The organism is Nocardia sp. NPDC052112, from assembly GCF_040680135.1.
GTDB lineage: Bacteria > Actinomycetota > Actinomycetes > Mycobacteriales > Mycobacteriaceae > Nocardia.
This window is the reverse complement of sequence record NZ_JBFAWD010000004.1, coordinates 154,604-179,462: the sequence shown is the minus strand read 5'-3', so window position 1 is coordinate 179,462 and position 24,859 is coordinate 154,604. Positions and strand designations below refer to the sequence as shown.

At 66.1% G+C, this 24,859-nt stretch carries 17 protein-coding genes; 4 read left to right on the top strand and 13 right to left on the bottom strand.

The genetic code is table 11. From position 1 onward, the window contains the following. The first annotated feature begins 19 nt into the window (after positions 1-19). Entirely contained in the window at positions 20-1,501 is a 1,482-nt protein-coding gene (locus tag AB0L58_RS09200) for a DHA2 family efflux MFS transporter permease subunit (protein ID WP_364383649.1), read from the top strand. A 36-nt stretch (positions 1,502-1,537) separates the two neighbouring features. On the opposite strand, the gene AB0L58_RS09195 is transcribed toward AB0L58_RS09200, so the two are convergent. The 3 genes from AB0L58_RS09195 to AB0L58_RS09185 form a co-directional block, all read right to left on the bottom strand. Next, entirely contained in the window at positions 1,538-2,164 is a 627-nt protein-coding gene (locus tag AB0L58_RS09195; protein ID WP_364383646.1) for a Uma2 family endonuclease, read from the bottom strand. Positions 2,165-2,267: 103 nt separating this feature from the next. After that, positions 2,268-3,869: a molybdopterin-dependent oxidoreductase gene (locus AB0L58_RS09190; RefSeq protein WP_364383643.1), complete on the bottom strand. Its 1,602-nt coding sequence runs from the start codon at positions 3,867-3,869 to the stop codon at positions 2,268-2,270. A 57-nt stretch (positions 3,870-3,926) separates the two neighbouring features. Continuing rightward, positions 3,927-4,484, bottom strand: coding sequence for an ABATE domain-containing protein (locus AB0L58_RS09185; RefSeq protein ID WP_364383640.1), 558 nt, complete (start codon positions 4,482-4,484; stop codon positions 3,927-3,929). An 88-nt stretch (positions 4,485-4,572) separates the two neighbouring features. Between AB0L58_RS09185 and AB0L58_RS09180 the strand changes: the two genes are divergently transcribed. Further along, the gene (locus AB0L58_RS09180; RefSeq protein ID WP_364383637.1) at positions 4,573-5,448 is read left to right on the top strand and encodes an alpha/beta hydrolase; all 876 of its coding nucleotides are present in this window, start codon (positions 4,573-4,575) and stop codon (positions 5,446-5,448) included. 110 nt (positions 5,449-5,558) lie between these two features. Here AB0L58_RS09180 and AB0L58_RS09175 read toward each other — a convergent pair whose 3' ends face one another. The 4 genes from AB0L58_RS09175 to AB0L58_RS09160 all read right to left on the bottom strand — a co-directional run bounded on the left by AB0L58_RS09175 (position 5,559) and on the right by AB0L58_RS09160 (position 10,754). Further along, positions 5,559-7,349, bottom strand: coding sequence for a long-chain fatty acid--CoA ligase (locus tag AB0L58_RS09175; RefSeq protein WP_364383634.1), 1,791 nt, complete (start codon positions 7,347-7,349; stop codon positions 5,559-5,561). Between the two features lie 80 nt (positions 7,350-7,429). Continuing rightward, positions 7,430-8,356, bottom strand: a complete 927-nt coding sequence (locus AB0L58_RS09170; RefSeq protein WP_364383631.1) for an alpha/beta hydrolase — start codon at positions 8,354-8,356, stop codon at positions 7,430-7,432. A 29-nt stretch (positions 8,357-8,385) separates the two neighbouring features. Further along, positions 8,386-9,216, bottom strand: a complete 831-nt coding sequence (locus tag AB0L58_RS09165) for an SDR family NAD(P)-dependent oxidoreductase (protein ID WP_364383628.1) — start codon at positions 9,214-9,216, stop codon at positions 8,386-8,388. Beyond that, positions 9,213-10,754 (bottom strand): NAD(P)/FAD-dependent oxidoreductase, encoded by a 1,542-nt coding sequence (locus AB0L58_RS09160; protein ID WP_364383625.1) that lies wholly within the window; start codon positions 10,752-10,754, stop codon positions 9,213-9,215. The genes AB0L58_RS09165 and AB0L58_RS09160 overlap by 4 nt, the downstream gene beginning before the upstream one ends. Positions 10,755-10,822: 68 nt before the next feature. On the opposite strand from AB0L58_RS09160, the gene AB0L58_RS09155 reads away from it, so the two are divergent. After that, positions 10,823-11,458 (top strand): TetR/AcrR family transcriptional regulator, encoded by a 636-nt coding sequence (locus AB0L58_RS09155; protein WP_364383622.1) that lies wholly within the window; start codon positions 10,823-10,825, stop codon positions 11,456-11,458. An 89-nt stretch (positions 11,459-11,547) separates the two neighbouring features. Further along, positions 11,548-13,191 carry an alkaline phosphatase D family protein gene (locus AB0L58_RS09150; RefSeq protein WP_364383619.1) on the top strand — a complete coding sequence of 548 codons (1,644 nt, stop codon included), beginning with the start codon at positions 11,548-11,550 and terminating at the stop codon, positions 13,189-13,191. Between the two features lie 154 nt (positions 13,192-13,345). On the opposite strand, the gene AB0L58_RS09145 is transcribed toward AB0L58_RS09150, so the two are convergent. The 6 genes from AB0L58_RS09145 to AB0L58_RS09120 all read right to left on the bottom strand — a co-directional run bounded on the left by AB0L58_RS09145 (position 13,346) and on the right by AB0L58_RS09120 (position 24,828). Then, positions 13,346-17,107 carry a multifunctional oxoglutarate decarboxylase/oxoglutarate dehydrogenase thiamine pyrophosphate-binding subunit/dihydrolipoyllysine-residue succinyltransferase subunit gene (locus tag AB0L58_RS09145; protein ID WP_364383616.1) on the bottom strand — a complete coding sequence of 1,254 codons (3,762 nt, stop codon included), beginning with the start codon at positions 17,105-17,107 and terminating at the stop codon, positions 13,346-13,348. A gap of 96 nt (positions 17,108-17,203) precedes the next feature. Next, positions 17,204-21,073 carry an ABC transporter ATP-binding protein gene (locus AB0L58_RS09140; RefSeq protein WP_364384509.1) on the bottom strand — a complete coding sequence of 1,290 codons (3,870 nt, stop codon included), beginning with the start codon at positions 21,071-21,073 and terminating at the stop codon, positions 17,204-17,206. Positions 21,074-21,175: 102 nt separating this feature from the next. Next, the gene (locus AB0L58_RS09135) at positions 21,176-21,958 is read right to left on the bottom strand and encodes an ABC transporter permease (protein ID WP_364383613.1); all 783 of its coding nucleotides are present in this window, start codon (positions 21,956-21,958) and stop codon (positions 21,176-21,178) included. Beyond that, positions 21,955-22,929 carry an ATP-binding cassette domain-containing protein gene (locus AB0L58_RS09130; RefSeq protein ID WP_364383610.1) on the bottom strand — a complete coding sequence of 325 codons (975 nt, stop codon included), beginning with the start codon at positions 22,927-22,929 and terminating at the stop codon, positions 21,955-21,957. Before AB0L58_RS09130 ends, AB0L58_RS09135 begins: the two co-directional genes overlap by 4 nt. Beyond that, positions 22,926-23,657, bottom strand: a complete 732-nt coding sequence (locus AB0L58_RS09125; protein WP_364383607.1) for a hypothetical protein — start codon at positions 23,655-23,657, stop codon at positions 22,926-22,928. The genes AB0L58_RS09130 and AB0L58_RS09125 overlap by 4 nt, the downstream gene beginning before the upstream one ends. A gap of 145 nt (positions 23,658-23,802) precedes the next feature. Next, positions 23,803-24,828, bottom strand: a complete 1,026-nt coding sequence (locus tag AB0L58_RS09120) for a glutathione S-transferase C-terminal domain-containing protein (protein WP_364383604.1) — start codon at positions 24,826-24,828, stop codon at positions 23,803-23,805. Between the last annotated feature and the right edge of the window lie 31 nt (positions 24,829-24,859).

The window sequence follows — 24,859 nt, the reverse complement described above, 5'->3', positions numbered from 1 at the left end:
CGAGATAGGAACCAAATCCATGACCACTCAACGCAATCCGTGGCTAGCGCTGTTCGCGCTGGTCGTCGGATTCTTCATGATCCTGCTGGATATGACCATCGTCGCGGTCGCCAATCCGGCGATCATGAAGGATCTGCAAGCCGACATCTCCCAGGTCATCTGGGTGACCAGCGCCTACCTGCTGACCTATGCGGTGCCGCTGTTGGTCACCGGTCGGCTCGGTGATCGTTACGGACCCAAGAACCTCTATCTGATCGGTCTGGCAGTCTTCACCGCCGCCTCGCTGTGGTGCGGTCTATCCGGATCCATCGCCATGCTGATCGCCGCGCGGGCTGTACAGGGTCTGGGTGCCGCGCTGATGACGCCGCAGACCATGGCGGTGATCACCAGGACCTTCCCGCCGGACAAGCGCGGTGCGGCCATGGGGCTGTGGGGCGGTGTCGCCGGTCTCGCAACGCTGGTAGGTCCGATCCTCGGTGGTGTGCTGGTCGACGGGCTCGGCTGGGAGTGGATCTTCATCGTCAATGTCCCGGTCGGCGTGATCGCCTTCGCGCTCGCGGTGTGGTTGGTTCCGGCACTGCCCACGAATGAGCACAAGTTCGACATCCCGGGTGTGGTGCTCAGCGGTATCGGTCTGTTCCTGCTGGTCTTCGGCATCCAGGAGGGCAATACCTACGATTGGTCGCTGCGCATCTGGCTGATGATCGGCACGGGTGTGGTGGTGCTCGCGGTGTTCCTGGTGAACCAGTCGCGCAATACCGGTGAGCCGCTGCTGCCGTTGGGGCTGTTCCGCGATCGCAACTTCGCGCTGTCGAATGTGGCCATAGCCGCCATGGGTGCCGGGGTCACCTCGATGATGGTGCCGTTGTACTTCTATCTGCAGGCCGTGCGGGAGATGTCACCGACCAAGTCCGCCTTGGTATTCGCTCCGATGGCGATCGTCACCGGCGTCTTCGCACCGATCATCGGCAAGGTCTCCGACCGGCTGCAACCGCGTATCGTGCCGACCCTCGGATTCATCGGCTTCTCGGCCTCGATCTTCTGGTTCGCGGCCGTGATGACGCCGCATTCCTCGCTGGTGTGGTTCCTGCTCTCGGCCGCGCTGGCCGGTATCGCCAATGCCTGCATCTGGGCGCCATTGGCTTCCACCGCCACACACAACCTGCCGATCCAGCTGGCCGGTGCGGGCGCGGGCGTCTACAACACCACCCGCCAGGTGGGCTCGGTACTCGGTAGCGCCGCCATCAGCGCCTTGATCGCGGGCCGTATGAGCGCCAACGGCCTCGGCGGCGGCAAGATCACCGAAGGCGGTGCGGGCCAAGGCCCCATCCCCGAATTCGTCAAGGACGCCTTCAGTACCGCCCTCAGCCAGGCCGTCCTGCTCCCCGCGGGCATCCTCCTGATCGGCGTAATCGCCTCGGCCCTGTTCATCCGGCACGGCCGATCCGCCGCCTCCGGCCCGAAGACCGACCTGACCAAGGCCGACACCGTCGGCGTCTGAGTTCCCCGTGCGCAATTCGCGCACGGGGCACACTTGTCAGCGGGCTAGCCCGGCCAGCTGGGTCCAATCGATGGTTATTCGAATCGGTAGATCGACGGTGGTCTGCGGCTCATGCGGCGTTAACTTCGCATGAGGTCGGTACTGGCCGAGGACATGGTCGAGAACAAAGATCTCGACCATCGAGACGCGGTTATCGACGACCCAGACGATCCAATACCACGGGATACCCGCAATGGCGTACTCCGCCTTCTTCTCGACCAGGTCGACCTTCGTAGTGCCCGGTGACACGATTTCGATGGCCAGTTTTACCAGGTGAGCGGGCAGCGGCCGAAGATCCGCAGGTGCACATTCGTAAATGCCGAGATCAGGTCGTCTGATTGTTGTTCGCGGCGTCTCCCATAGCAGAACATCGAAGTCAATGCTTGTGTCCAGGCATTCGTCCTGGTGGCGGTCGACGTATTCGGCGATCGCCTGGTCGACCATGTGCGCAAGTCTGAACGTCGCTGTCTGATGCGGTCGACTCGGTGATTCCGCCCGGACCGCCTCGCCATTGACCACTTCGACAAGGCGACAGAAATCCTCGGGAAGCTCCTTCCAGATCTCCACCGTGATCAGCTCCGGCTGCAGGTTCTCTTCCCGCGCCCAATCGAATACGGCGGACATGCTGCGCTCCTCGGGACCGGCAACGAATACCGGGCTCGATCCTATCGTGGTTAACCCGATCGGCCAGTTAGCGCTGCGGAGCCCATGAGCGTCGTTGCAACCGTCAGCCGACCTGGATTGTGGTGGAGGGGTAACCAGTGGCGCCGTCGGGGACGACGGGGGCGCGGGCTTCGGTTTGGGTTTCGCCGGTGCCGTCGGTGGCGCGGGCACGGATGGTGTGCGGGCCGGGGGTGGCATTCCAGTCGTAGACCCATTGGCGCCAGGTATCGATGGATTGTTCGGTGGACAGTCGGGCGGGTTGCCATGGGCCGTCGTCGATTTGGACTTCGACGGCTCGGATGCCGCGGTGCTGGGCCCAGGCCACACCGGCGATGGCGATACTGCCCGGTCGCAGTTTGGCGCGGGCGCGCGGGGTGTCGATGCGGGTACCGGTCTTGATGGGGCCGTAGGCGGACCAGCCGCGGCGGGTCCAGTAGGCGGTGGCGCGGTCGAAGCGGTTGATCTCCAGTTCGGTCACCCATTTGGTGGCGGAGACGTATCCGTAGAGGCCGGGGACGACCAGTCGAGCCGGATAGCCGTGTGCGACCGGAAGTGGTTCGCCGTTCATGCCGACGGCGAGCAGCGCATCGCGGCCGTCGGTGAGTACGGCCAGCGGGCTGCCGGCGGTGAAACCGTCGATGCTGTGCGACAGGACCATATCGGCATCCGAATGCGGTCCGGCCTCGGCGAGCAGTTCGTCCAGGCGATAGCCGCGCCAGCTGGCATTGCCGATCAGATCGCCGCCGACCGGATTCGATACACACGCCAGCGTCACCAAGGTTTCGACCGGTGTGCGCTTGGCGAGATCGGCCCAGCTGAGCTGGATTTCGCGATCCACCATCCCGTGGATCCGCAATGACCAATCGTCGACGGACAGCTGCGGCACGATCAGCGCGGTATCGATCCGATAGAAGTCGCTATTGGACGTCAGATACGGTGTCAGCCCCGGCAACTTCAAATCCGCGTCGGGCGCAAGCGAAACCGCCGGTCCGCTCGGCTCCGGCAACTGAATCGCCGCCCGCTCGCCGGAGACATCGCGCCGCTGCGCCCCGATCAGCCGCCCGCCCACCCCGCTGAGCAACGCCAGTCCACCGGTAATCGCAATGCCGCGCAACACCTGTCGCCGCTGCGGCCGGGCCGCGGACCCTGCCGCATCGACCACAGGCTCCTTCTCGGTGGCGGCGATCGGACGGGCTGCGGGGACCTCTGGCGCGGAGCGTGCCGGGGTAGGCGCGGCTGCCGCTGCGTCGTCGATACGGTCGGTCAGGACGCGGAGGGCGTAAATGCCTGCGGCGACGCCGATTATGGTGGGCCAGGCGGCGGAGAATCCGGTGCGGCCGATGGCTATGGCCGCGGTGAGCACGCCGAGGGCAGCCAGGAGCCAGGATCCGCGGGGGTGGTCTGTTCGTTCGATGGCACCGATGAATCCGGCGACCAGCACGGCCACGAATGCCATGCAGGCGAACAGCAGGGTTTTGTCGTTGGTGCCGAAGGTTTGGATGACCCATTCGCGCAGGCCGTCCGGCGTGTGGTCGATGACGGTCGAGCCGAGGGCGTTCGGGGGTGCGCTGTCGGGGCCGGTGACGGCGGCGACGAGTTCGGCCACGCCGAGTGCAAGACCGGCGGCGACAATGCCCGCCACCACCCGAAAGCGCAGTTCAGCCATGGTCCGAGCGTACTGCCGGGTGTGGTCGGGGAGTATGACCATTCGGTGACGTGAGCATCAGTCCGCGAGCTTGTGCCGCTGGTAATAGCGGGCGACGCGGACGCGGTTGCCGCAGCGTTCGGGCGAGCACCAGCGACGGCGCGGGTGTGCGGGCAGGAACAGCAGGACACAGTCGTCGGCCTCGCAACGCTTCAGCTTGCCGATCGATGGATCGGTGAGTAGATCCGTGGCGGCTTCGGCCAGCACGGCGGCCAGCCTCTCGGCCGCCGTGCCATCGCGGCGCATGGTGGCGATCACGGCGGCACCGCCCCATTCCAGCTGTCGGATCGCGGGCGCGGCGGCCTGGGCGGCATTGAGTTCGCGCAATGCATCGGTGGGCGGACGGCGATCGCGGATCAGTGCGTCGAGGATGGCGCCGATGTGGTCGCGTACCGCGTGCACGGCGGCGAGGTCGGCGGAAGTGGGGCGGGCAACCGCCAGCTCCGGAAACCGTTCGGCCTGGAGCGCAAGCCAATTCGCGAGGTCGTCCCGGGTGGACAGCAGATCGGCACCGCTCGGTCGGGTGTTGACCAGGTCCAGTGCGAGCGGCTCACCGACCAGCGGGGCTTCGGCCATGACTCTAATGCTACATCATGCGGTTGACACATTAGCAGTCGGTCGGCTAAAACTAATGCAACATCACGGAAAGGAAGCGTGTGAGGCCATGATCGATCTGCCAGTTGTCCACTACCGCAACATCGATGTCGACGGCGTCGAGGTCCACTACCGCGAATCGGTCCCCGATCGCGCGGACGCACCGGTGCTATTGCTGCTGCACGGTTTCCCGTCGGCCTCGCACCAGTTCCGCAGGCTTTTCGATGTGCTCGGCGCGCAGTACCGGCTGCTTGCCCCGGACTACCCGGGCTTCGGAAACACGACCGCACCCGCCGATTTCGACTACACCTTCGACCGATTGGCCGATGTGGTCGAGGGCTTCGTCGAGCGGCTCGAACTGCGCGAATTCGCGATGTACGTTTTCGACTTCGGTGCTCCGGTCGGCTTCCGTCTCGCGCTGCGTCACCCCGAATGGGTCAATGGCCTCATAGTCCAGAACGGCAATGCCTACGAGGCGGGACTGTCGGATCTCGCCCGCCATTTCACCGCACTGCCTCCCGAGCAGGATGGCGCGGAAGACACGATTCGCGGCCTGCTCACGCTGGAAGGCACCCGCAGTCAGTACGAGCAGGGCGTCCCCGACCCGGCCGTGCTCAGCCCCGAATCGTGGATCCTCGATCAGTACTTCCTCGACCTGCCCGGCCGCAAGGAGGCGCAGATAGCGCTCTTCTTCGACTACAAGTCGAATGTCGCCGCCTACCCCGAATGGCAGCAGTGGCTGCGCACGTACACCCCGCCTACCCTCATTGTCTGGGGCTCGAACGACCCGTTCTTTCCCGAGCCCGGCGCGCACGCCTACCTTGTCGATCTCCCCGACGCCGAGCTGCACATCTTCGATACGGGCCACTTCGCGCTGGAGACGCATCTGGCCGAGATCGCGCCGCTGATCGACGATTTCCTGGCGGCGCGCACCGCGCGGCAGTGAGCGCCGCGTCTGGCCTCAGCGCCACTGTCTGCCGCGGAATCGCTGCTCAGACCGGGTGAAACACGAAGGCGCCGCCCGCAATTCGCGGACGGCGCCTCGTACAACCAGCGTCAGCCGTAGATCTTCTCCACTTCGGACGCGTACTGCTTCATCACCACGGCCCGCTTCAGCGACATCTTCGGTGTCAGCTCACCGGTCTCCTGCGTCCAGTCCACGGGCAGGATGCGAATCTTCTTGATCGCCTCGGCATGCGAGACCTTCTTATTGGTCTCGGCCACCGCGGCATTGATCTCCGCGACCAGCGCCGGATTCTCGATGACCTGCTCGATCGGGATGTCGACGGGCAGGTTGTTGCGCTCCTTCCAGCCCGGCAGCGCTTCCGGATCGAGGGTGATCAGCGCGCCGACGAAGGGCTGTCCGTCGCCGACCACCATGACCTGGCTGATCAGCGGGTGGGCCCGCAGCGAATCCTCCATCAGCCCCGGGGAGACGTTCTTACCGCCCGCGGTGACGATGATTTCCTTCTTGCGGCCGGTAATGGTGACGTACCCGTCGCCATCGACCGCGCCCAAATCACCGGTCTTGAACCAGCCGTCTGTGAACGCGTCCTCGGTGGCCTCGGGATTGCCCCAGTAACCGTTGAAGACAACGGATCCGCGCAGCAGCAGTTCGCCGTCTTCGGCGATCTTCACCGCATGGCCCTCGATCGGCTTGCCGACGGTGCCGACGCGAATATTGCCGGGTGTGTTCACCGTGATGGCCGCGGTGGTCTCGGTGAGGCCGTAGCCCTCGTAGATGGTGACGCCGACGCCGCGGAAGAAGTGGCCGAGGCGCGCACCGAGCGGTCCGCCGCCGGAGACCGCGGCCTCACACTGACCGCCGAGCGCGACCCGCAGCTTGCTGTAGACGAGCTTGTCGAACAGCCTGTGCTTGAGCTCGAGCACCAGGCCGGGCCCACCGTTGTCGAGGGCCTGGCTGTAGGCGATGGCGGTCTCGGCGGCCGCATCGAAGATCTTGCCCTTGCCGCCGTCGTGCGCCTTCTGCTTGGCGCTGTTGAACACCTTCTCGAATACTCGGGGCACCGCGAGGATGAAGTGCGGGCGGTAGCTGCCGAACTGCTCGACCAGAGTGGACCAGTCGGCGGTGAAGGCGACGATCACCTTGGCGTCGAATGCGGCCAGCGTGACGGCGCGGGCGAAGACGTGCGCCAGCGGCAGGAACATCAGCGTCTTCTTGCCCTCGGCGACGTACCGGCTCAGCGCGATCCGGTCCGACTTCGACTCCGCGTACAGATTCGCATGCGACAGCATGACGCCCTTGGGCCGGCCGGTGGTGCCCGAGGTGTAGATGAGGGTGGCCGGGGACTTGGCATTGACCTCGGCGCGGCGCGCGTGCACGGTCGCGTCGTCGAGGTCGGCGCCGCGCGCGATCAGAGTGTCGACGGCGCCCTTGTCGATCTGCAGGGTCTCCTCGAGATCCGGCAGCGCGTCCGCCTCGATCTCATCGATGACCTTGCGGTGCTTGTCGCTGTCCAACACCAGCAGCTTGGTTGCGGAGTCCTGCAGGATCCACTTGGCCTGTTCGGCGGCCGAGCTGTCGTAGATGGCGACGGTGCAGCCACCGGCGGCCCAGACGGCGAAGTCGAGCAGCACCCACTCGTAGCGGGTCGGGGCCATGATGGCGACCCGATCGCCGAGCTCGAGACCGGAGGCGATGAGGCCCTTGGCCACATCGGTGACCGCTTTGGCGAATTCCGCGGCCTTGATTTCCCGCCAGCCGCCATCGGTGGTGACGTTGAACAGCACCGCGCCGGGCGACTGCTCGGCGTGCCGGAAGACGTTATCGGAATTGTTCGCATCTTCCGGGATGGTGTAGGAAGCCTGGACTTCGAACTCTCGCATCAGTGCCCTTCCACGTGGGTTTACTCGCCAGTAATCTACGACACCTGTGACCGGGACGTCAGCTCGGCCTGCTCGCAGATCTATCCTATGTTGCGCAGTGAGACCGGTTGGACCGCTTCTCGCAGGAAATCGGCCAGTTCGGACAGTGCCGTCGCGGCTGGGCCGACAAGGGCGGCCTGCAGCTGCGCGACGTGCCATAGCCCTTTGCTCTCAGTAAGCCGTGCGGGGACCCCCGCCGCCCGCAGTGCCGTCACGAATTCGACACATTGCGGATGCAGCAGCTCGCTGACGTCGACCTGTACATACGTCGGCGGCAAACCCCGCAGTTCACCGTGCAGCGGTGCGTAACCGGTGTCCTTGCCGTCCCCGGCGCCGAGGTAGGCCGCGGCGCACGCGCGCGACCACGGTCGGTTGATCACCAGATCGCGGAACGTGTCCGGGACCTGATTCGGATCCACCCACGGCGCGATCAGGCCGAGCGCCGCGGGGGTATGGCCGTGTTCGGCGATCAGCCGCTGTGCGGTGGCGAGCGAAAGTCCGCCACCCGCGGAATCACCCGACAGCGCAATCTGTTCGGGGCGGTAGCCGAGATTTCCGATCAGCTCGAGGAAGGCCGATTCGGCGTCCTCGAGTCCGGCGGGAAACGGGTGCTCCGGTGCCAGTCGGTAGTCGAGAACATAGACGGCACAACCGGTTTCGCGGGCCAGCCGGGCGGCCAACGAGCGATGGGTCGCAAGCGATCCGACCGCGTATCCGCCGCCGTGCAGATAGAGCACGGCGCCAGCGTTCAGGTTCGGTCCGGCCGAGCTCACGGTGATCCGTTCGGCGGGTCGGCCGCCGAGCCGGAGTTGGTGCACGGTCGTGCCCGATGGCAGGAACTGTGCGCGCGAACCGATATCGAGCAGCAGCCGCTGCAACTGCCAGGGCAGCCGCGCATTCAGCGTCACCCGAAAGATCGGACTGAGCAGCGTCCGTGCGATGGGCAGCGGAATATTGATGTCACGCATGGGTTTTCCTCGATTCCCCGCGCCGGGGCTCAGGGTAGGAAGGGGCGGTTCGCCACGGCGGCGATGCGCTGATAGCCGGAGGCGGTGACCCGGACGAACAGGTCGAGCAGCTTGGCCTCCCAACCGATCAGCACGCGGCCGTGTCCCTTGCGGACACCCTCGGTGATGGTTTGCGCGGCCATTTCCGGCGTGTGAATGGCCAGCTTCTTGTCGAACAGCGATGCGGCATTCGCGCTGTCGATGCCCTCGGCGTAGGTGGCATTGCGGGCGACGGCGGTCTTGATACCGCCCGGATGCACACAGGTCACCTTGACCGGATGCTTACCGACGAGCATCTCCTGGCGCAGTGATTCGGTGAACCCGCGCACCGCGAATTTGGCTGCGTTATAAGCGCTCTGGCCGGGCACCGCGATGAGGCCGAACAGACTGGACACGTTGACGACGTGGCCATCGCCGGATTCGATCAGCAGCGGCAGGAAGGCCTTGGTGCCATTGACGACGCCCCAGAAGTCGACGTCCATGATGCGCTCGATGTCCTTGAACTCCGAGCGGATCACCTCGCCGTGGTAGGCGATACCCGCGTTGTTGTAGATCTGGTGCACCGTGCCGAAATGCGCCTTCACGGCATCGGCGTACAGCAGCACCGCTTCGCGCTCGACCACATTCAGCCGGTCGGATTTGATCTCGGCCCCGTACGCCTCGCAGCGGCGCACCGTCTCGGCCAGGCCGTCGGTATCGATATCGGACAGCGCCAGTTTGGCGCCGCGCCTGGCCAGATTCTCGGCGAGGGCGCGGCCGATGCCGGAACCCGCTCCGGTGATCACACAAACCTTGTCCTTGAAGTAAGCATCGTTGCTCACTGTGCCACCACTTTCAGATCATCGTTTCGGGAGGTGTCGACGGTTGTCGTGTCATACGCGGAGACGTCGAACTTCTTGGTCAGCCTGCGGAATTCGAAGGTGAAGTCCGGCCACAGCGTGGTGTTGTTGCCGTGCTTGTCCAGGTACCAGCTGGCGCAGCCGCCGGTATTCCACACGCTCTTCACCAGTTTGCTCTGCAGGTCCTTGTTGTAGGCGTCCTGCACCGCGCGCTTCACCTCGACCGTGCGCAGGCTCGAGCGGTCGACGGTGGCCAGGGCATCGGCGATGTAGTTGATCTGCGATTCGATCATGTACACCATCGAGGTGTGGCCGAGGCCGACATTCGGGCCGAGCAGGAAGAACATATTGGGGAAGTTGGCGACGGCCGAACCCTTGTAGCCCTGCTGGCCGATCTCGTCGAATACCTCGGCCAGGGTGCGACCGTCCTTGCCCGAGATGGCGTTATAGGTCGGTGAATCCGTGACGTGGAAGCCGGTCGCGACGATGAGTGCGTCGATTTCGCGCTCGGTGCCGTCCTCGGTGACGATGGAATTCGGGCGCACCTCGGCGATACCGTCGGTGACCACGTCCACGTTCGGGCGGCTCAGCGCCGGGTAGTAGTCGTTGGAGATCAGCATGCGCTTGCAGCCGATCCGGAAGTTCGGCGTGACCTTCTTACGCAGCTCCGGATCGCGGATCTCCCACTGCAGCTTGGCCTTTGCGATCAGTTCGAAGGCCTGCATCAGCGCCGGAACCTTGGCCAGACCGACGACCTGGGTTTCGCGTGCGGCGTAGATGGCGGCCCGGGATAGTCGCTGGAAGCCCGGGACGCGCCGGAAGGCGAAGCGCTCCGGCAGGGTGTACGGGCGGTCCATGCGGGGCAGGAGCCAGGGCGCGGTGCGCTGGTAGACGTCCAGCTGCGCGACTTGTGGGGCGATCGACGGCACGATCTGGATGGCGGAGGCGCCGGTGCCGATGATGGCGACGCGCTTGCCGGTCAGATCGGCGTCGTGATTCCAGCGGGCGGAGTGGCAGATGTCGCCCTCGAAACCGTTGATGCCCTTGATATCCGGGAGTGCGGGCTCGCAGAGCGCGCCGACCGCGGAGACCACGGTGTCGGCGGTGAAACTGCCCTGGGTCGATTCGATATGCCACCGGTTGGTGGCACTGTTCCAGCGGGCCGCGGTCACGTCGCAGTTGAACAGATGCTTGTCGAGCACGTTGTGCTCGCGCGCGACGCCCTGGATGTAGCGCTGGATCTCGCCCTGCTTGGAGAACGAGCGCGACCAGTTCGGGTTCAGTGCGAACGAATACGAGTACAGATGCGACGGCACATCGCAGGCCGCGCCGGGGTAGGTGTTGTCGCGCCAGGTACCGCCGACATCGCTGCCGCGCTCCAATACGAGGTAGTCGTTGCGGCCCTGTTTGCTCAACCGGATCGCCAGGCCCAGACCGGCGAAACCGCTGCCGATGATGATCGTCTTGGCGTGGCGGGCTGGCCGGTCGTCGACAGCTTTGTCTGTAACCTTGCGACTCATGTAATCCAGACTACGGCGCTATTGAGCGCGGGTCAATAGTATTGACCAGCGTTCAGTAAGATGGCTCCGTGAGTAGTCGAGGCACCGGAGAAACTGTCAAGCGCACCCGGCTCAGCCCGGAAGAACGCCGTCTGCAACTGATCACCCTGGGCGCCAAGATGCTCGGTGACCGCGCCATCGAAGACATCTCGATCACCGAAATCGCCGAGGCGGCCGGGATCTCCCGCGGCCTGCTCTTCCACTACTTCCCGACCAAACAGGACTTTCAACTGGCGATAGTCCGCCACGCCAATGCCGAGCTACTGGAGCGCATCGCACCCGACCGCACCCTCGGGGTGTTGGAGATGCTGCGCGATTCGATCGAGCGCTACATCGAGTATGTCGGCGAAAACCGCAATTCGTACGTATCGCTACTGCGCGGACCGGCCAGTGTGAGCGCCGAGGTGCTCCCGCTCGTCGACCAGACCCGCAACGTCATCATCGACATCATCCTGACCGAAGTGCCCGTCGATATTCCGGACATCGACCGCCCACGCCTCATCCTCGCCATGCGCGGCTGGATCGCGTTCGTCGAGGAAACCACTCTCACCTGGCTCCGCCACGAAATAATCACCCGCGAACAGTTGGTCGACCTTTTGGTCGAATCCCTACTGGCCCTTGCGCTTTCGCTCAATCCCGCGCTGGCTGCCGCGCTGCGTGGGTGATCTGCGGTTTCGAGTACTTCTGGAACATCGCGTAAAAACTGTCGTCGACCGGCCACTGTGCCGAATCGAAGGACTAGGCTTGGAGTCGTATGGGTCTGTCGCGGCGGAAGTTGTTGCGGTTCGGTGCCGCTGGGTCGGTTGCGGTGTTGGTAGGGGCGTCCGCGGCGAGCAGTGGGCGGTTCCGGGCGCCGCGGTGGTTGGGGGATCCGTTCACGTTGGGGGTGGCTTCGGGGGATCCGCTGCCGGATGGGGTGGTGTTGTGGACGCGGTTGGCGCCGGATCCGTTGGCACCGGACGGGCTCGGCGGGATGGCGCAGCATCCGGTGACTGTTGACTACGAGGTTGCGCACGACGAGCAATTTCGGGATGTGGTGGCGCGGGGAAGTGCTGTCGCCACGCGCGAACTCGCACATACGGTCCATCCAGAGGTCGGCGGACTAGAGCCGAATCGTTGGTATTTCTACCGATTTCGCGCGGGCTCGGCGATTTCGCCGGTCGGTCGTACCCGAACGGCACCCGCGTCCGGGCAGCCCACCGCGCGAACGCGATTCGCGTTCGCGTCCTGTCAATCGTGGACCTCTGGCTACTACACCGCCTATGCGCATATGAGCGCCGAAGACCTCGATCTCGTTGTGCACCTCGGGGATTACATCTACGAACGCGGCTGGAACCGTGGTCGCGAGGGCATATCGGTGGAGCCCTATCTGGATGCCGAAGCGGTCGACCTACCTGGCTACCGACTGCGTTACGCCCAAGCCAAGGCCGAACAACCGCTGCGCGCCGCGCATGCGGCGTTTCCGTGGCTGGTCACCATGGACGACCACGAAATCGACAACAACTGGTTCGCCGACCATCCCGGCCTCGGCCTCGACATCTACCGCATCCCCGCCCTGTTCCGCCGCCGCAAAGCCGCAGCCTTCCAAGCGATGTACGAACATCAGCCACTGCGCATCGCGGCCCTGCCGTCCGGCCCGACCATGCGCATCCACCGCCGCTACACCTTCGGCGACCTCGCCGACATCACCATGCTCGACACCCGCCAATACCGCACCGGCGGAGCCTGCGGTAACGGCAATATCGGCGACGACTGCCCCGGCCGACTCTCGCCCGACCGCTCGATACTGGGTGCACCGCAGCGAGCTTGGCTGCTCGACGGCCTCACCCGCTCCACCGCCCGCTGGCAGATCCTCGGTAACCAGGTGGCCATGGCCCAATCCGACTACGACCCCGGCCCCGCCACCGATTTCGGCACCGATGCCTGGGACGGCTACGTAGCCGATCGCAACACCGTCCTCGCCACCGCCGCCGACCGCGATATCCACAACCTCGTCGTCATCACCGGCGACCGCCACCACAACTACGCCGCCGACCTCCGCTCCGACTATGTCACCACCGATTCCCCGGTCGTAGCCGCCGAATTCACCGGCACATCGATTACAACCGGCGGTGACGGCACCGATATCAACCCCACCGGCCGCAACCTCCTCACCGCCAACCCGGACATGAAATTCTTCAACTCCCAACGCGGATACGTCCGAGTCGACCTCGACCATTCCCTGTGGCGCACCGACTTCCGCGTGGTTCCGTACGTCCGCCGCCCCGGCGCCCCGATCCAGACCCGCGCGAGTTTCGTTGTCCAGGATCATGTCCCGGGCGTGGTTGCAGCATGGCGCCCCAGCGACCACACCGACCAGGCCGCCGACCCTGGAACTGCAGGTCCGGCACCGCGGTAGCCGTGCGCTTTCGAGCTGTCGCCGTGGCGCTCGTCGACGTCCGCGACGGCCGAGCAGCATGCCCGCGGATCCTTCGCGGGCGGTGCGGGCAACAGCAACGCCGGGCCGAATCACTCTGGGGGAGAGTGGATTCGGCCCGGCGTTGGGGCGAAAACTACGCGGTCGGCTCGAAGGCCTCGGCGACGATTTCGGCCTGCTCCACGGCATGGACCTTCGACGAACCCGAAGAAGGCGCCGACATGGCGCGGCGGGAAATGCGGCGCAACTTCGTAAACCGCTCCGGGAGGAGTTCCGGGAGGTTCAGGCCGAAGAAGGGCCAGGCGCCCTGGTTGGCCGGTTCCTCCTGAACCCAGGCGATATCCGTCGCATTCGGGTAACCAGCCAGTGCCTCGTTGAGGCGGAACTTGGGCAGCGGGTAGAGCTGCTCGATACGGACGATGGCGACGTCTTCGCGCTTCTGCTTGGCCTTTTCGGCGACCAGCTCGTAGTAGAGCTTGCCGCTGGTGAGCAGGACGCGCTCGACCTTGTTGCGGTCGCCGATGCCCTGTTCGTAGGTGGGCTCGTCGAAGACCGAGCGGAACTTCGATTCGGTGAAGTCCTTCAGGTCCGAGACCACGGCCTTGTTGCGCAGCATCGACTTCGGGGTGAAGACGATCAGCGGGCGGCGGATGCCGTCGAGCGCGTGGCGGCGCAGCAGGTGGAAGTAGTTCGCCGGGGTGGACGGCACGGCGACCGTCATCGAACCCTCGGCGCACAGCTGCAGGAAGCGCTCGATGCGACCGGAGGTGTGGTCCGGACCCTGCCCCTCGTGACCGTGCGGCAGCAGCAGCACGACCTCCGAGAGCTGACCCCACTTGGCCTCACCGGAGGAGATGAACTCGTCGATGATGGACTGCGCACCGTTGACGAAGTCACCGAACTGCGCCTCCCACAGCACGAGTGCGTCCGGGTTGCCCAGCGAGTAGCCGTATTCGAAGCCGACGGCGGCGTATTCACTGAGCGCCGAGTCGTGCACCGCGAACCAACCCGGAGTGGTGCTGCCGATGTTGTGCAGCGGGGTGTACTCCTCGGCCGTCTTGCGGTCGATGATCACCGAATGCCGCTGGGTGAAGGTGCCACGACGCGAGTCCTGGCCGGTCAGGCGAACCGCACGACCCTCGTCTATCAGCGTGCCGAAGGCGAGCAGTTCGGCGAAGGCCCAGTCGACCTTGCCCTCGTAGGCCATTTCACGCCGCTTCTCCAGCACCGGCTTGACGCGCGGGTGCACGCTGAAGCCGTCCGGCACATTGAGGAATGCGTCGCCGATGCGCTGCAGCACCGTCTTATCGACGGCGGTCAGGATGGTGGTGGGCACCTGCTGGTCGTCCTCGACCGATTCGCTCGGCTCCGGGACGTACTTCTCCAGCTCGCGAACCTCGTTGAACACCCGCTCCAGCTGCCCCTGGTAGTCACGCAGCGCGTCCTCGGCCTCTTTGAGCGAGATATCGCCACGGCCGATCAGGCTCTCGGTGTATGCCTTGCGCACCGAGCGCTTGGTGTCGATGACGTCGTACATTTCCGGCTGGGTCATCGACGGGTCGTCGCCCTCGTTGTGGCCGCGACGCCGGTAGCAGACCATGTCGATCACGACGTCCTTGCGGAACTTCTGGCGGAAGTCCACCGCCAGCCGCGCCACCCAGTCGCAGGCCTCCGGATCGTCACCGTTCACGTGGAAGATCGGCGCGCCGATGAATTTCGCGATGTCGGTGGAGTATTCGGTGGAGCGGCTGTTCTCCGGAGCGGTGGTGAAGCCGATCTGGTTGTTCACCACGATGTGGATGGTGCCGCCGACGCGGTAACCGCGCAGCCCCGACAGGTTCAGCGTCTCCGCGACCACACCCTGACCCGCGAACGCGGCGTCACCGTGCAGCATCAGCGGCATGACGGAGAAGCCCTCCGGCCCGTCGCCCTTGTCCAAAAGGTCTTGCTTTGCGCGTACCAGGCCCTCGAGCACCGGGTCGACGGCCTCCAGATGCGAGGGGTTGGCGGTCAGCGAGACCTCGATCTCGTTGTCGCCGAACATCTGCAGGTAGGTGCCGCGCGCGCCGAGGTGGTACTTCACATCGCCGGAGCCATGGGTGGCCGCCGGGTTCATATTGCCCTCGAACTCGGTGAAGATCTTCGAGTACGGTTTGCCGACGATATTGGCGAGCACATTGAGACGACCGCGGTGCGGCATACCGATGACGACCTCGTCGAGCGAATGCTCGGCGCACTGGTCGATGGTGGCGTCCATCATCGGGATGACGGCCTCGGCGCCCTCGAGCGAGAAGCGCTTCTGCCCGACGTACTTGGTCTGCAGGAAGGTTTCGAAGGCCTCGGCCGCATTCAACCGGTTCAGGATGTACTTCTGCTGTGCGACAGTCGGCTTGACGTGCTTCTGCTCGACCCGCTCCTGAATCCACTGCAGCTGCTCGGTTTCCAGGATGTGGGTGTACTCCACACCGACGTGGCGGCAGTAGGCATCGCGCAGCACCGAGAGCACATCGCGCAGCTTCATCCGCTCCTGGCCGTGGAAGCCGGCGACATCGAAGGTGCGGTCCAGGTCCCACAGGGTGAGGCCGTGCTGGGTGACATCGAGGTCCGGGTGGCTGCGGAACTTGTCCTTGACCAGCCGCAGCGGATCGGTGTCCGCCATCAGGTGGCCGCGGTTACGGTAGGCGGCGATCATCTCGAGCACGCGGGTGCTCTTGTCGACGCCGCGTTCCTTGACGTCCTTGCGCCAGCGCACCGGCTCGTAGGGCACGCCGAGGCCGTGGAAGATCTCGTCGTAGAACTCGTCGCTGATCAGCAGGTTGTGGATGGTCCGCAGGAAGTCGCCGGATTCCGCGCCCTGGATGATGCGGTGGTCGTAGGTCGAGGTCAGGGTCATCAGTTTGCCGACGCCGAGTTCGTTGATGCGCTCGTCGCTCATGCCCTGGAATTCGGCCGGGTACTCCATCGCGCCGGCGCCGACGATCGCGCCCTGGCCCGGCATCAGCCGCGGCACCGAGTGCACCGTGCCGATGGTGCCCGGGTTGGTCAGCGAGATGGTGACGCCGGTGAAGTCGTCGATGCCGAGCTTGCCGTCGCGGGCGCGGCGCACGATGTCCTCGTAGGCGGTGTGGAACTGCCCGAAGGTCATCGCCTCGCAGCCCTTGATGGCCGCGACGACCAGCGAGCGGTTGCCGTCCTTACCCTGCAGGTCGATGGCGAGGCCGAGGTTGGTGTGCGCGGGGGTGACCGCGTTGGGCTTGCCATCGATCTCGGCGAAGTGCCGGTTCAGATTCGGGAACGACTTGACCGCCTGCACGATCGCATAGCCGAGCAGGTGGGTGAAGGAGATCTTGCCGCCGCGGGTGCGGGCCAGGTGGTTGTTGATGACCAGGCGGTTGTCGATCATCAACTTCGCCGGAATGGCGCGCACGCTGGTCGCGGTCGGGATGGCCAGCGACGCGGACATGTTCTTGACCACGGCGGCAGCCGGGCCACGCAGGACCTTCGCCTCGTCGGTCGCGGTATCGGCGGGCTTCGGCGCGCCGGAGGTGGGCGCGGCATTCGAGGTCGGCGCGGGAGTCGTCTGTGGTGCGCGGGTGGTGGGCTTCGCGGGCGCGGGAGGCGTGGGCGCGGCGGGCGCGGGCGCCGCCGGGGCGGGGGCCGCTGCGGCCGGGGCCGCGTTCACCGGCGCGGGGGCCGGAGCCGGGTTGGCCACCTGCGCGGGCGCGGCGCTGTTACCAGAATCACCCGCGACTTCGGGCGTGTAATCGGCGAGGAACTCGTGCCAACTTTCATCGACGGAAGATGGATCCTGTTTGTACTTTTGATACATCTCATCGACTAGCCACTGGTTCTGTCCGAACTGGGAAGTTGAGCTGCTCACAGCAGGTGTTCGCCTCATTTCGTTCTTCGCGCTGCGACGTTTGTGACGTGCCCGGCACGGGGATCAGCGGATGCGCGCCGATGCGCCCTCTCTGAGGATAGGCCCAGCAGCAAATCAGTGGACCGACTGACCACCGGACAACCCCGATCCCAAAGATGACGACCCGTCCTCACTCGAGAATATTCCCCCGCTTTCGCTGGCCGCCGCCCAGAGCTGGGCATAGCGGCCATCGGCGGCCAGCAGTGCGTCGTGCGATCCGATTTCGGCGATTCGTCCGCGTTCCACGACGGCGATTCGATCGGCTCGCGCGGCGGTGCCCAGCCGGTGCGCGACGACGACGGTGGTCCGGCCGCGAGTCAGCGACCTGCTTGCGACCAGCACCGATGCCTCGGTCTCCGGATCGAGGGTGGCGGTGGCCTCGTCGAGCAGCAAGAGATCCGGGCAAACGAGCTCGGCTCTGGCGAGTGCGATCAGTTGGCGTTGGCCCGCCGAGAGGCCGCGCCCGCGCTCACCGATCGGATGACGCATGCCCCGCGGTAGCGCGGCGATCATATCGGCGGCACCCACCGCGTCGGCGGCCGCCGCGATCTCGGCTTCGGTGGCCGAAGGTTTCCCGAATGCAATGTTGCTGGCGACATCGCCGGTGAAGAGGTGAGCTTCCTGGGGGACGATGCCGAGCCGGGCGCGGTAGTCGGTGAGGCGGTAATCACGGATGTCGATGCCGTCGACCGCGATCGCGCCCGGATCGTCGGTATCACGGGGCAGGTCGTAGAGGCGGGCCAGCAACTTGACGATGGTCGACTTGCCCGCGCCCGTCGGGCCGACCAAGGCCAACGTGGATCCGGCCGGGATCCGCAGCGATACGCCGTCGAGGGCGGGCTGCTCGGTGCCCGGATAGTGGAATCGGATGTCGTCGAGGACGACCTCGCCGCGCAATCCGTGCCCGATCGCGATCGCGTCCGGTGGATCGGCGGCAATCGAGGACGGGGTGCGCAGCAGATCACCGATGCGGCGCAAGCCGACGCGTGCCTGCTGGTAGCCGTCGAAAACCTGGGACAACTGCAGGATCGGGCCGAAGAGCAGTTGCAGGTAGAGCACGAAGGCGATGAGTGTGCCCGCGGTCGTCGTATCGTGGGCGACCTCGCGCGCGCCGAAGTACACGACCGCGGCCAGTGCCAGATCGGCCCATGCGATGACGAAGGCAAAGTACATGGCGATCGCGCGCTGGGCACGCATCCGGCTGGCACGGTAGCGATCGGAGTATTCGGCGAAACGGCGGGCGGCGACCGGCTCGTTCCGGTTGGCTTGAACGGCGCGCAGTCCGGCGACATTCTCCTGGAAATCGGCATTGACGGTCGAGACGTGTTCGCGCGAGACGGTGTACGCGGTCGACGAGACGCGACGGAACAGCGCCGTCCCCACCAGCAGCGGCGGCAATGCGATCAGCACTACCGCGGCCAGCGAGGCATCGATGACCAGCAGTGCCACTGCGATGCCGACCAGGGTGAGTGCGCCGATCAGCGTGGTCGCGACACCGGTTTGCAGGAAGGTCGAGAGGGCGTCCACGTCGGTGGTCATGCGGGTCATGATGCGACCGGACAGTTCGCGCTCGTAGTAGTCCAGGCCGAGCCGTTGCAAATGGGCGTAGCTACGCACGCGCAGCCCGTAGAGGACGCGTTCGCCGGTGCGGGCGGTGAGTACGGTGGTCGCCGCGCCGATCGCGAGCCCGAGCACCACCAAGACCGCACCGAGCCCGCCAGCCCTGGCGAGTGCGGTCGAGTCGTGGTCGCTCACACCGGAATCGATGGCGTAGCGCACGATCGGTGGGAAGGCGACACCGGTGAGGGTGTCCAGCGCGAGCAGGGTGATGACGGTCAGTACCAACCAGCGCACCGGGCGGAGGAGGCGAGTGAGTCGGAATTCGGGATCCGGTTGGCGCAGTTGTTCGTCGTCCAGGCCGGGTTGTTCGGTGGCCGGTGGTAGATGTTCGATGGTGCGGCGCAATTCGGGAGTTTCGCTGAGATCGGCTGCCGCGCCGGAGAATCCGCCCGGGCCGCTGGTGGGGGTTGTGGTGCGGCCGTAACTGGTGGTGGTGCGTCCGAGGCCGCTAGCGGCGGTAAGCACGTGATCGGTGGTGGTGCGCCTTGCGCCGCCAGCGGTGTTGCCACCGCGATTGGTAGTGGGCTTGGGATTGGCAGCGGTGGTGTGTCCGGGGTCGGTGGTGTGTCCGTCACTGCTGGCGGTGGTCTGTGCGAGGTCGTCGGTGTGTCCGGGGCTGGCTGACCGTGGGGTGTCGGCGCTCGGGGTGTCGGCGGTGCCATACGAAACCGGGCCGGGGAGCCGGACCACCCGATCCGCGTGGGCCAGTGTGGATTCCCGATGCGCAAGGATCAGTGTGGTGCGTCCGCCCGCATCGGGCAGTTTGTCGAAGATCGCGGCCTCGGTCACCGCATCGACCGCGGACGTCGCGTCATCGAGTACGAGAATCCGTGGCCGCGCCAATAGCGCTCTGGCCAGAGCGATTCGCTGCCGCTGCCCGCCGGACAGCGTCAATCCGCGTTCGCCGACCACCGTGTCGTACCCGTCCGAGAGTTCGGTGATGAACTCGTCGGCCGCGGCAAGCTTTGCCGCGTAGCGGATTTCCGCATCGGTGGCCTCGGGTCGGCCGAGCGCGATATTCGCGGCAATGGTGGCGCTGAACAGGAACGGGTCGTCGAACACCACCCCGACCGCGCTGCGCAGATCGGATGCGCGCAGGTCGGCGATATCCACGACCTCGTCGGCGGACTCCGCAGTGCCGGATCCGAACAGGCGGATGGTGCCGGAGTCCGGGGCGTAGAAGCGGGGGAGCAGCAGTGACAGTGTCGACTTCCCGGAGCCTGCGGGGCCGATGATGGCGACGGTCTCGCCCGGCCGCACGGTCAGGTCGAGGTTGCGCAGAATGGGCTGAGACGGGTCGAATCCAAAGGTCAGGGCATCGATTTCGATGCCCAAAGGCCCGTCGGGCAGATCGACCGGAGTGGGCGGGTCGGCGATTTCCGGTGCGGCGTCGATGACCTGGTAGACGCGCTCGGCGGCGGCTCTGGTCAACTGGGCCATGATTACCACCGAGGACATGGTGCGGGTGGTGACGGTCATGGTGGTGACGTAGGCGGAGAAGGCGAGAAAGGTGCCGATACCGATCACGCCGTGCAAGGCGAGCAGTCCGCCGACAACGATCACCGCGACCAGCCCGGCTTGCGGAATCGTGGTCACCGCGGGTGCGAAGCGCGCATTGATCGCGGCGGCGCGCATGCGCTCGGCGTAGAGGACGCGTCCGTGCTGCTCGAGCACGCGCACCATCCGGGCTTCCTGCCCGAAGCCCTTGACCACCCGCACACCGGTGACCGTCTCTTCGACATGCTGGGCGACCTCGGCGGCGCGCTGCTGCGCCGACCACGTTGCCGCGTACAGGCGCGGTCGCATCCGGTACACCAGCATTGCGATGGCCGGGACCACCAGCAGTGCCACGACGGCCAGTGGCGGCGACAGCCATACCATGACCGCGGCGGCCAGCAGGAACTCCAGCAATGCCAATCCGGACAGCGGGGTCATCGCCAAGAGGCCCTGCACCAACTGCAGATCCGTGATCGACCGCGACACCACCTGTCCGGTGCGCAGCGCGTCCTGCCCGACACCGTCCAGTCGTTGCAGCGAGGCGAGCAGGCTGACACGCAGCGAGTGCTGCACATCGAGGGAAAGCCGTCCGGCCAGCATGCGGCGTCCGAAGGCCGCCGAGAAACGGCCGAATGCGACGAGGGCGAGCAGGGCGGCGATAGTACCGATGACGGACGTATCGCCGACTCCGGCCGCGTCGACTGCCCGCTTGGTCAGCAGTGGCGCCGAGATCTCGACCACTGCTCCGGCCGCCAACGCGATCGCGATGCCCGTGACCGTTCCCCGGTGGCTCCAGCACTCGGTCCACAGTCTGCGCATCCAACCCATATCGCGCTCGGTCACGTCCGCTGCTCACCCGTCCTGTCGTGCTGATACCGACGGTAATGACGCGCGCCGCACCGGTGTTTGTTCCCTGCGGACGGGACCGGATCAGATATCGCGGGTACGGAGCAACCACCAGGCCCCGCCCGCGGCGGCGGTAGTCCAGAGGATGAGGACCACCAGGGCGGCGGGGGTGGGGGCCAGGAAGTCGCTGTCCTTGAAGGAACCGACGGCGACGGTGCTGACGGTGGCGGAGCCGGGGAGGACGGTGACCATCCCGGCCAAGCCAACGGCCTTGGCGACGACCCAGATCAAGGGTTCGATGATCACCAGCCAGCCGAGCATCGCCACGACCGCGGTGGTGGAGGTGCGCAGCAACAATCCCAGACCGGCGCCGATCAGGGACCAGCAGACCGCGGCGAGCAGGCCGCCGCCGAGAACGGCCAGTAAGCGCAGTCCGAAGTCGAATTTGCCGCGGCCGAACCCGAGCAGGCAGGCGAAGGCGATCAGTTCGACAACGAAGGTTGTCGCCAGCGCGAAGCCCGCGGTGACGAGGAACTTCGCGGCGGCGAGCCGGTCCCGGTCCGAGGTGAACAGGGCGGTGGATGGCATTGTCGCGTAACGGTATTCGGCACCGGCACCGGCCGCGCCGAAGGCACCGGCCACCACGATCGCGGCCGCGAGACCGATATACAGCCCGATGGTCGCCGCGCCCGTGGCCGGATTGGATTTCGGATCGGCGGGTCCGGCGAGCAGTGCGGTCACCGTGCTCGCGACGAGTGCGATCGCGGGTATCAGGGCGGCGAGGATGCGGCTGGCGCGCAGTGTGCTGACCTTGCGGACCTCGGAGTTGACGGCCGGAACGAGGTCCGGTGGCAGAACGGTGATCATCGTGGAATCCCGTTGGGGGTCGGTTGGTGCGGTGCGATCCCGGCGTAGGGGGCGGGCTGTGGCGGGCGGGCCGGTTTGACCAATGCGGCGAGCACTCGGTCGGGGTGGATCTGGTCGGCGGTGATGGTGTCCACGCGCACACCGGCCGCCGTCGCCGCCGCGCGGATCTGCGCTTCGGTCGCCTCGGCGATGGCGAGGCGTCCGTCGGGGCGGATCACCGCATCGGTGAAACCCTGGGCGGCCAACATTGTCGCGAGTGCGATAGGGGTGGATGCGGCGACGACCAGCCGATCGGGATGGCCGCGCCGAAGTCGGGCTGGTGTGCCCTGATACACCACCGAACCCTCGCTCACGACAATGATGCTGTCCGCCATCGCAATTACATTCGCCAGGCTTTCGCTGGACAGCAGGGCCGACCCACCGCGGCGGGCGTGCCGTCGCAGGAAGTCCGCCAGCCACGCGCGTTCGGCGGCGTCGAGATCGGCCAACGGCTCATCCAGAATCAGCAGCTGCGGGTCGCCGAGCAGTGCGGTCGCCAGGGCCAGCCGGGTCTGTGATCCGGCCGACAGCTCGCCCGCCCGCATCCTCGCCGATTCGCCGAGGCCGACCAACTGGATCACCTCGTCGACCCGCGTGTCCTCGACACCCGCGGCCGCCGCATAGACCAGCAGGTGATCACGTGCGCTGCGCGCCGGATGGAACCCACGCGGCTGCAACATACCGCCGACGACAACCGCGGATCCGTTGCGCCGCCGGGAGCCCGGTCCGCCGACGGCGGCGGTTCCGGAGGTCGGCTGGAGCAGTCCGAGCAGGATTCGCAGAATCGTTGTCTTACCCGCGCCCGCCGGACCCACCAGGGCGGCGGTGGTCCCGGACGGCACGGTGAAGCTCACGTTTTCGACCGCGGTCACCAGGTTGTAGCGCTTGGTCAGGCCGCGGACGGCGAAGGCGAGTGGTCGGCCCGCGCTCATCGTGGCGTGGTCGGGGGTTGCGGCTTGGCCGGATCCAGGGCGGGCAGCGGATCGGCGTCGATGACGAGCTGCCGATCGGCGGGCCAGGTCACCGGCGCGGGGCCGAATGCCTTGTGCGCGTTGTTGATCGTGGTCTTACCGAGCGCCCGGTTGCCGACACCGCCGATCACCGCGCCGATACCGGCCGGCACCACCTTGCCCGCCATCAATGCGGCCCGCTTGGTGATGAAGCGGATGATGAATCGCTTGAGCAGCGAATCGTTCATGCTCGACAGGCCCGGAATCTTATTGGCGAACAGCGTGCCCCAGTTCTTCGCCGAATGACCGACCGTCTTCTCGACGATCTCCATCCCGCTCTCACCGAGCACGACCGCAAGCACCAGCGCCCGCCGCGTCTCCTTGTCCTCGGGGGAGATGCCGTGCACGGCCGCGACGGCCAGCGTGAACACCGCGGACGCCTCCATGAAGAAGGTGGTCTCGGCACTGACCGCCGCGAGCGCCGCGATGGTGCCGACGCCCGGCACCGCGGCCGTCGCGCCGACCGCACCGCCGCTGCCGGTGACCGCGAGTAGGTACTGGTGCTCCAGCCGCTCGATGATCTGCGCGGGAGTCTCCGACGGATGCGAACGCCGCAGCCGGTCCACGTACTTGGCGACCGCGGGCGCCTGCAGGCGCGACCCGGTATCGAGTAGCTGGACCACCGTCTTCTCGAACGTGCCTTTGAACACGGCGATATCCTCCTCTTCCGCCCGTACGCAATGACCTTATTGCACCGACCGCCATCAACTCGTCATGACAACGATGTACCCGGTCGGCCTGGTTCCCGATGGGGGATGGCAGCCGGCGGGGTGGGTGTACCCAGTGTCGGTTCGGTCACGCCGGTTCGCGCAGCGCAGGCACTCGTTCGGTGAGCGGCGGCGGTGGCGGCGCAGTACCGTCGCCGAATGGCCTGCCGCCCAGCGCTTCTCGGCCGTGCGGGGTCAGCCAGTCGGTCAGATCCGGCCCCTTGGGCACGATCTGCGTCGGGTTGATATCGGCGTGCACCACGTAGTAGTGCTCTTTGATCTGGCCGAAATCGACGGTGTCGCCGAATCCCGGTGTCTGGTACAGATCGCGTGCATAGGCCCAGAGCACCGGCATTTCGGTCAGCTTGGAGCGGTTGGTCTTGAAATGGCCGTGATAGACCGGATCGAAGCGGACCAGCGTGGTGAACAGCCGCACGTCGGCCTCGGTAATGGTGTCGCCCACCAGGTAGCGCTGGGTGGTGAGGTGTTCGGACAGCAGGTCCAACCGTGCGAAGAGCCGATCGTAGGCCGCCTCGTAGGCGTCCTGCGTTCCGGCGAAGCCACACCGGTAGACGCCGTTGTTGACATCCCGGAAGACCGCCGTGTTCACCTCGTCGATCTCGGCCCGCAACTCCGGCGGATACAGCTGCGGCGCGCCGGGGCGATGGAATGCGGTCCACTCGGTGGCGAAGTCGAGTGTGATCTGCGCGTAGTCATTGGTCACCACCTGCCCGGTGGGGACATCCACGACCGCGGGCACCGTGATGCCGCGCGGATAGTCCGGGAATCGCGCGAGGTAGGCGTCCCGCAACCGGGCAATGTCGAGCACCGGGTCCACCCCACGGGGATCCAGATCGAAGGTCCAGCTGTGCCTGTCGTGCGTCGGTCCGCACAACCCGAGCGAGATGACATCTTCCAGCCCCAGTAGCCTGCGCACGATCAGCGTGCGGTTGGCCCACGGACAGGCCCGCGCCGCGACCAGCCGATAGCGGCCGGGCTCGACCGGATACCCGTCGCGGCCGTCGGCGGTAATGCGTGTGGTGATGTAATTCGTATCTCGCTTGAACTCACCGGCTTCGACGTAGGAGCCATTTTCCGATACCGACTTGGTCACGCGCCTAGTCTGGCAGATCCACGCCTGAGCG

What these genes read in the sequence shown, in the direction of transcription:
- AB0L58_RS09200 (WP_364383649.1), top strand. Translation starts at nt 20, where the DNA reads ATGACCACTCAACGCAATCCGTGGCTAGCGCTGTTCGCGCTGGTCGTC.
- AB0L58_RS09195 (WP_364383646.1), bottom strand. Translation starts at nt 2,164, where the DNA reads ATGTCCGCCGTATTCGATTGGGCGCGGGAAGAGAACCTGCAGCCGGAG.
- AB0L58_RS09190 (WP_364383643.1), bottom strand. Translation starts at nt 3,869, where the DNA reads ATGGCTGAACTGCGCTTTCGGGTGGTGGCGGGCATTGTCGCCGCCGGT.
- AB0L58_RS09185 (WP_364383640.1), bottom strand. Translation starts at nt 4,484, where the DNA reads ATGGCCGAAGCCCCGCTGGTCGGTGAGCCGCTCGCACTGGACCTGGTC.
- AB0L58_RS09180 (WP_364383637.1), top strand. Translation starts at nt 4,573, where the DNA reads ATGATCGATCTGCCAGTTGTCCACTACCGCAACATCGATGTCGACGGC.
- AB0L58_RS09175 (WP_364383634.1), bottom strand. Translation starts at nt 7,349, where the DNA reads ATGCGAGAGTTCGAAGTCCAGGCTTCCTACACCATCCCGGAAGATGCG.
- AB0L58_RS09170 (WP_364383631.1), bottom strand. Translation starts at nt 8,356, where the DNA reads ATGCGTGACATCAATATTCCGCTGCCCATCGCACGGACGCTGCTCAGT.
- AB0L58_RS09160 (WP_364383625.1), bottom strand. Translation starts at nt 10,754, where the DNA reads ATGAGTCGCAAGGTTACAGACAAAGCTGTCGACGACCGGCCAGCCCGC.
- AB0L58_RS09150 (WP_364383619.1), top strand. Translation starts at nt 11,548, where the DNA reads ATGGGTCTGTCGCGGCGGAAGTTGTTGCGGTTCGGTGCCGCTGGGTCG.
- AB0L58_RS09145 (WP_364383616.1), bottom strand. Translation starts at nt 17,107, where the DNA reads ATGAGGCGAACACCTGCTGTGAGCAGCTCAACTTCCCAGTTCGGACAG.
- AB0L58_RS09140 (WP_364384509.1), bottom strand. Translation starts at nt 21,073, where the DNA reads ATGGGTTGGATGCGCAGACTGTGGACCGAGTGCTGGAGCCACCGGGGA.
- AB0L58_RS09135 (WP_364383613.1), bottom strand. Translation starts at nt 21,958, where the DNA reads ATGATCACCGTTCTGCCACCGGACCTCGTTCCGGCCGTCAACTCCGAG.
- AB0L58_RS09130 (WP_364383610.1), bottom strand. Translation starts at nt 22,929, where the DNA reads ATGAGCGCGGGCCGACCACTCGCCTTCGCCGTCCGCGGCCTGACCAAG.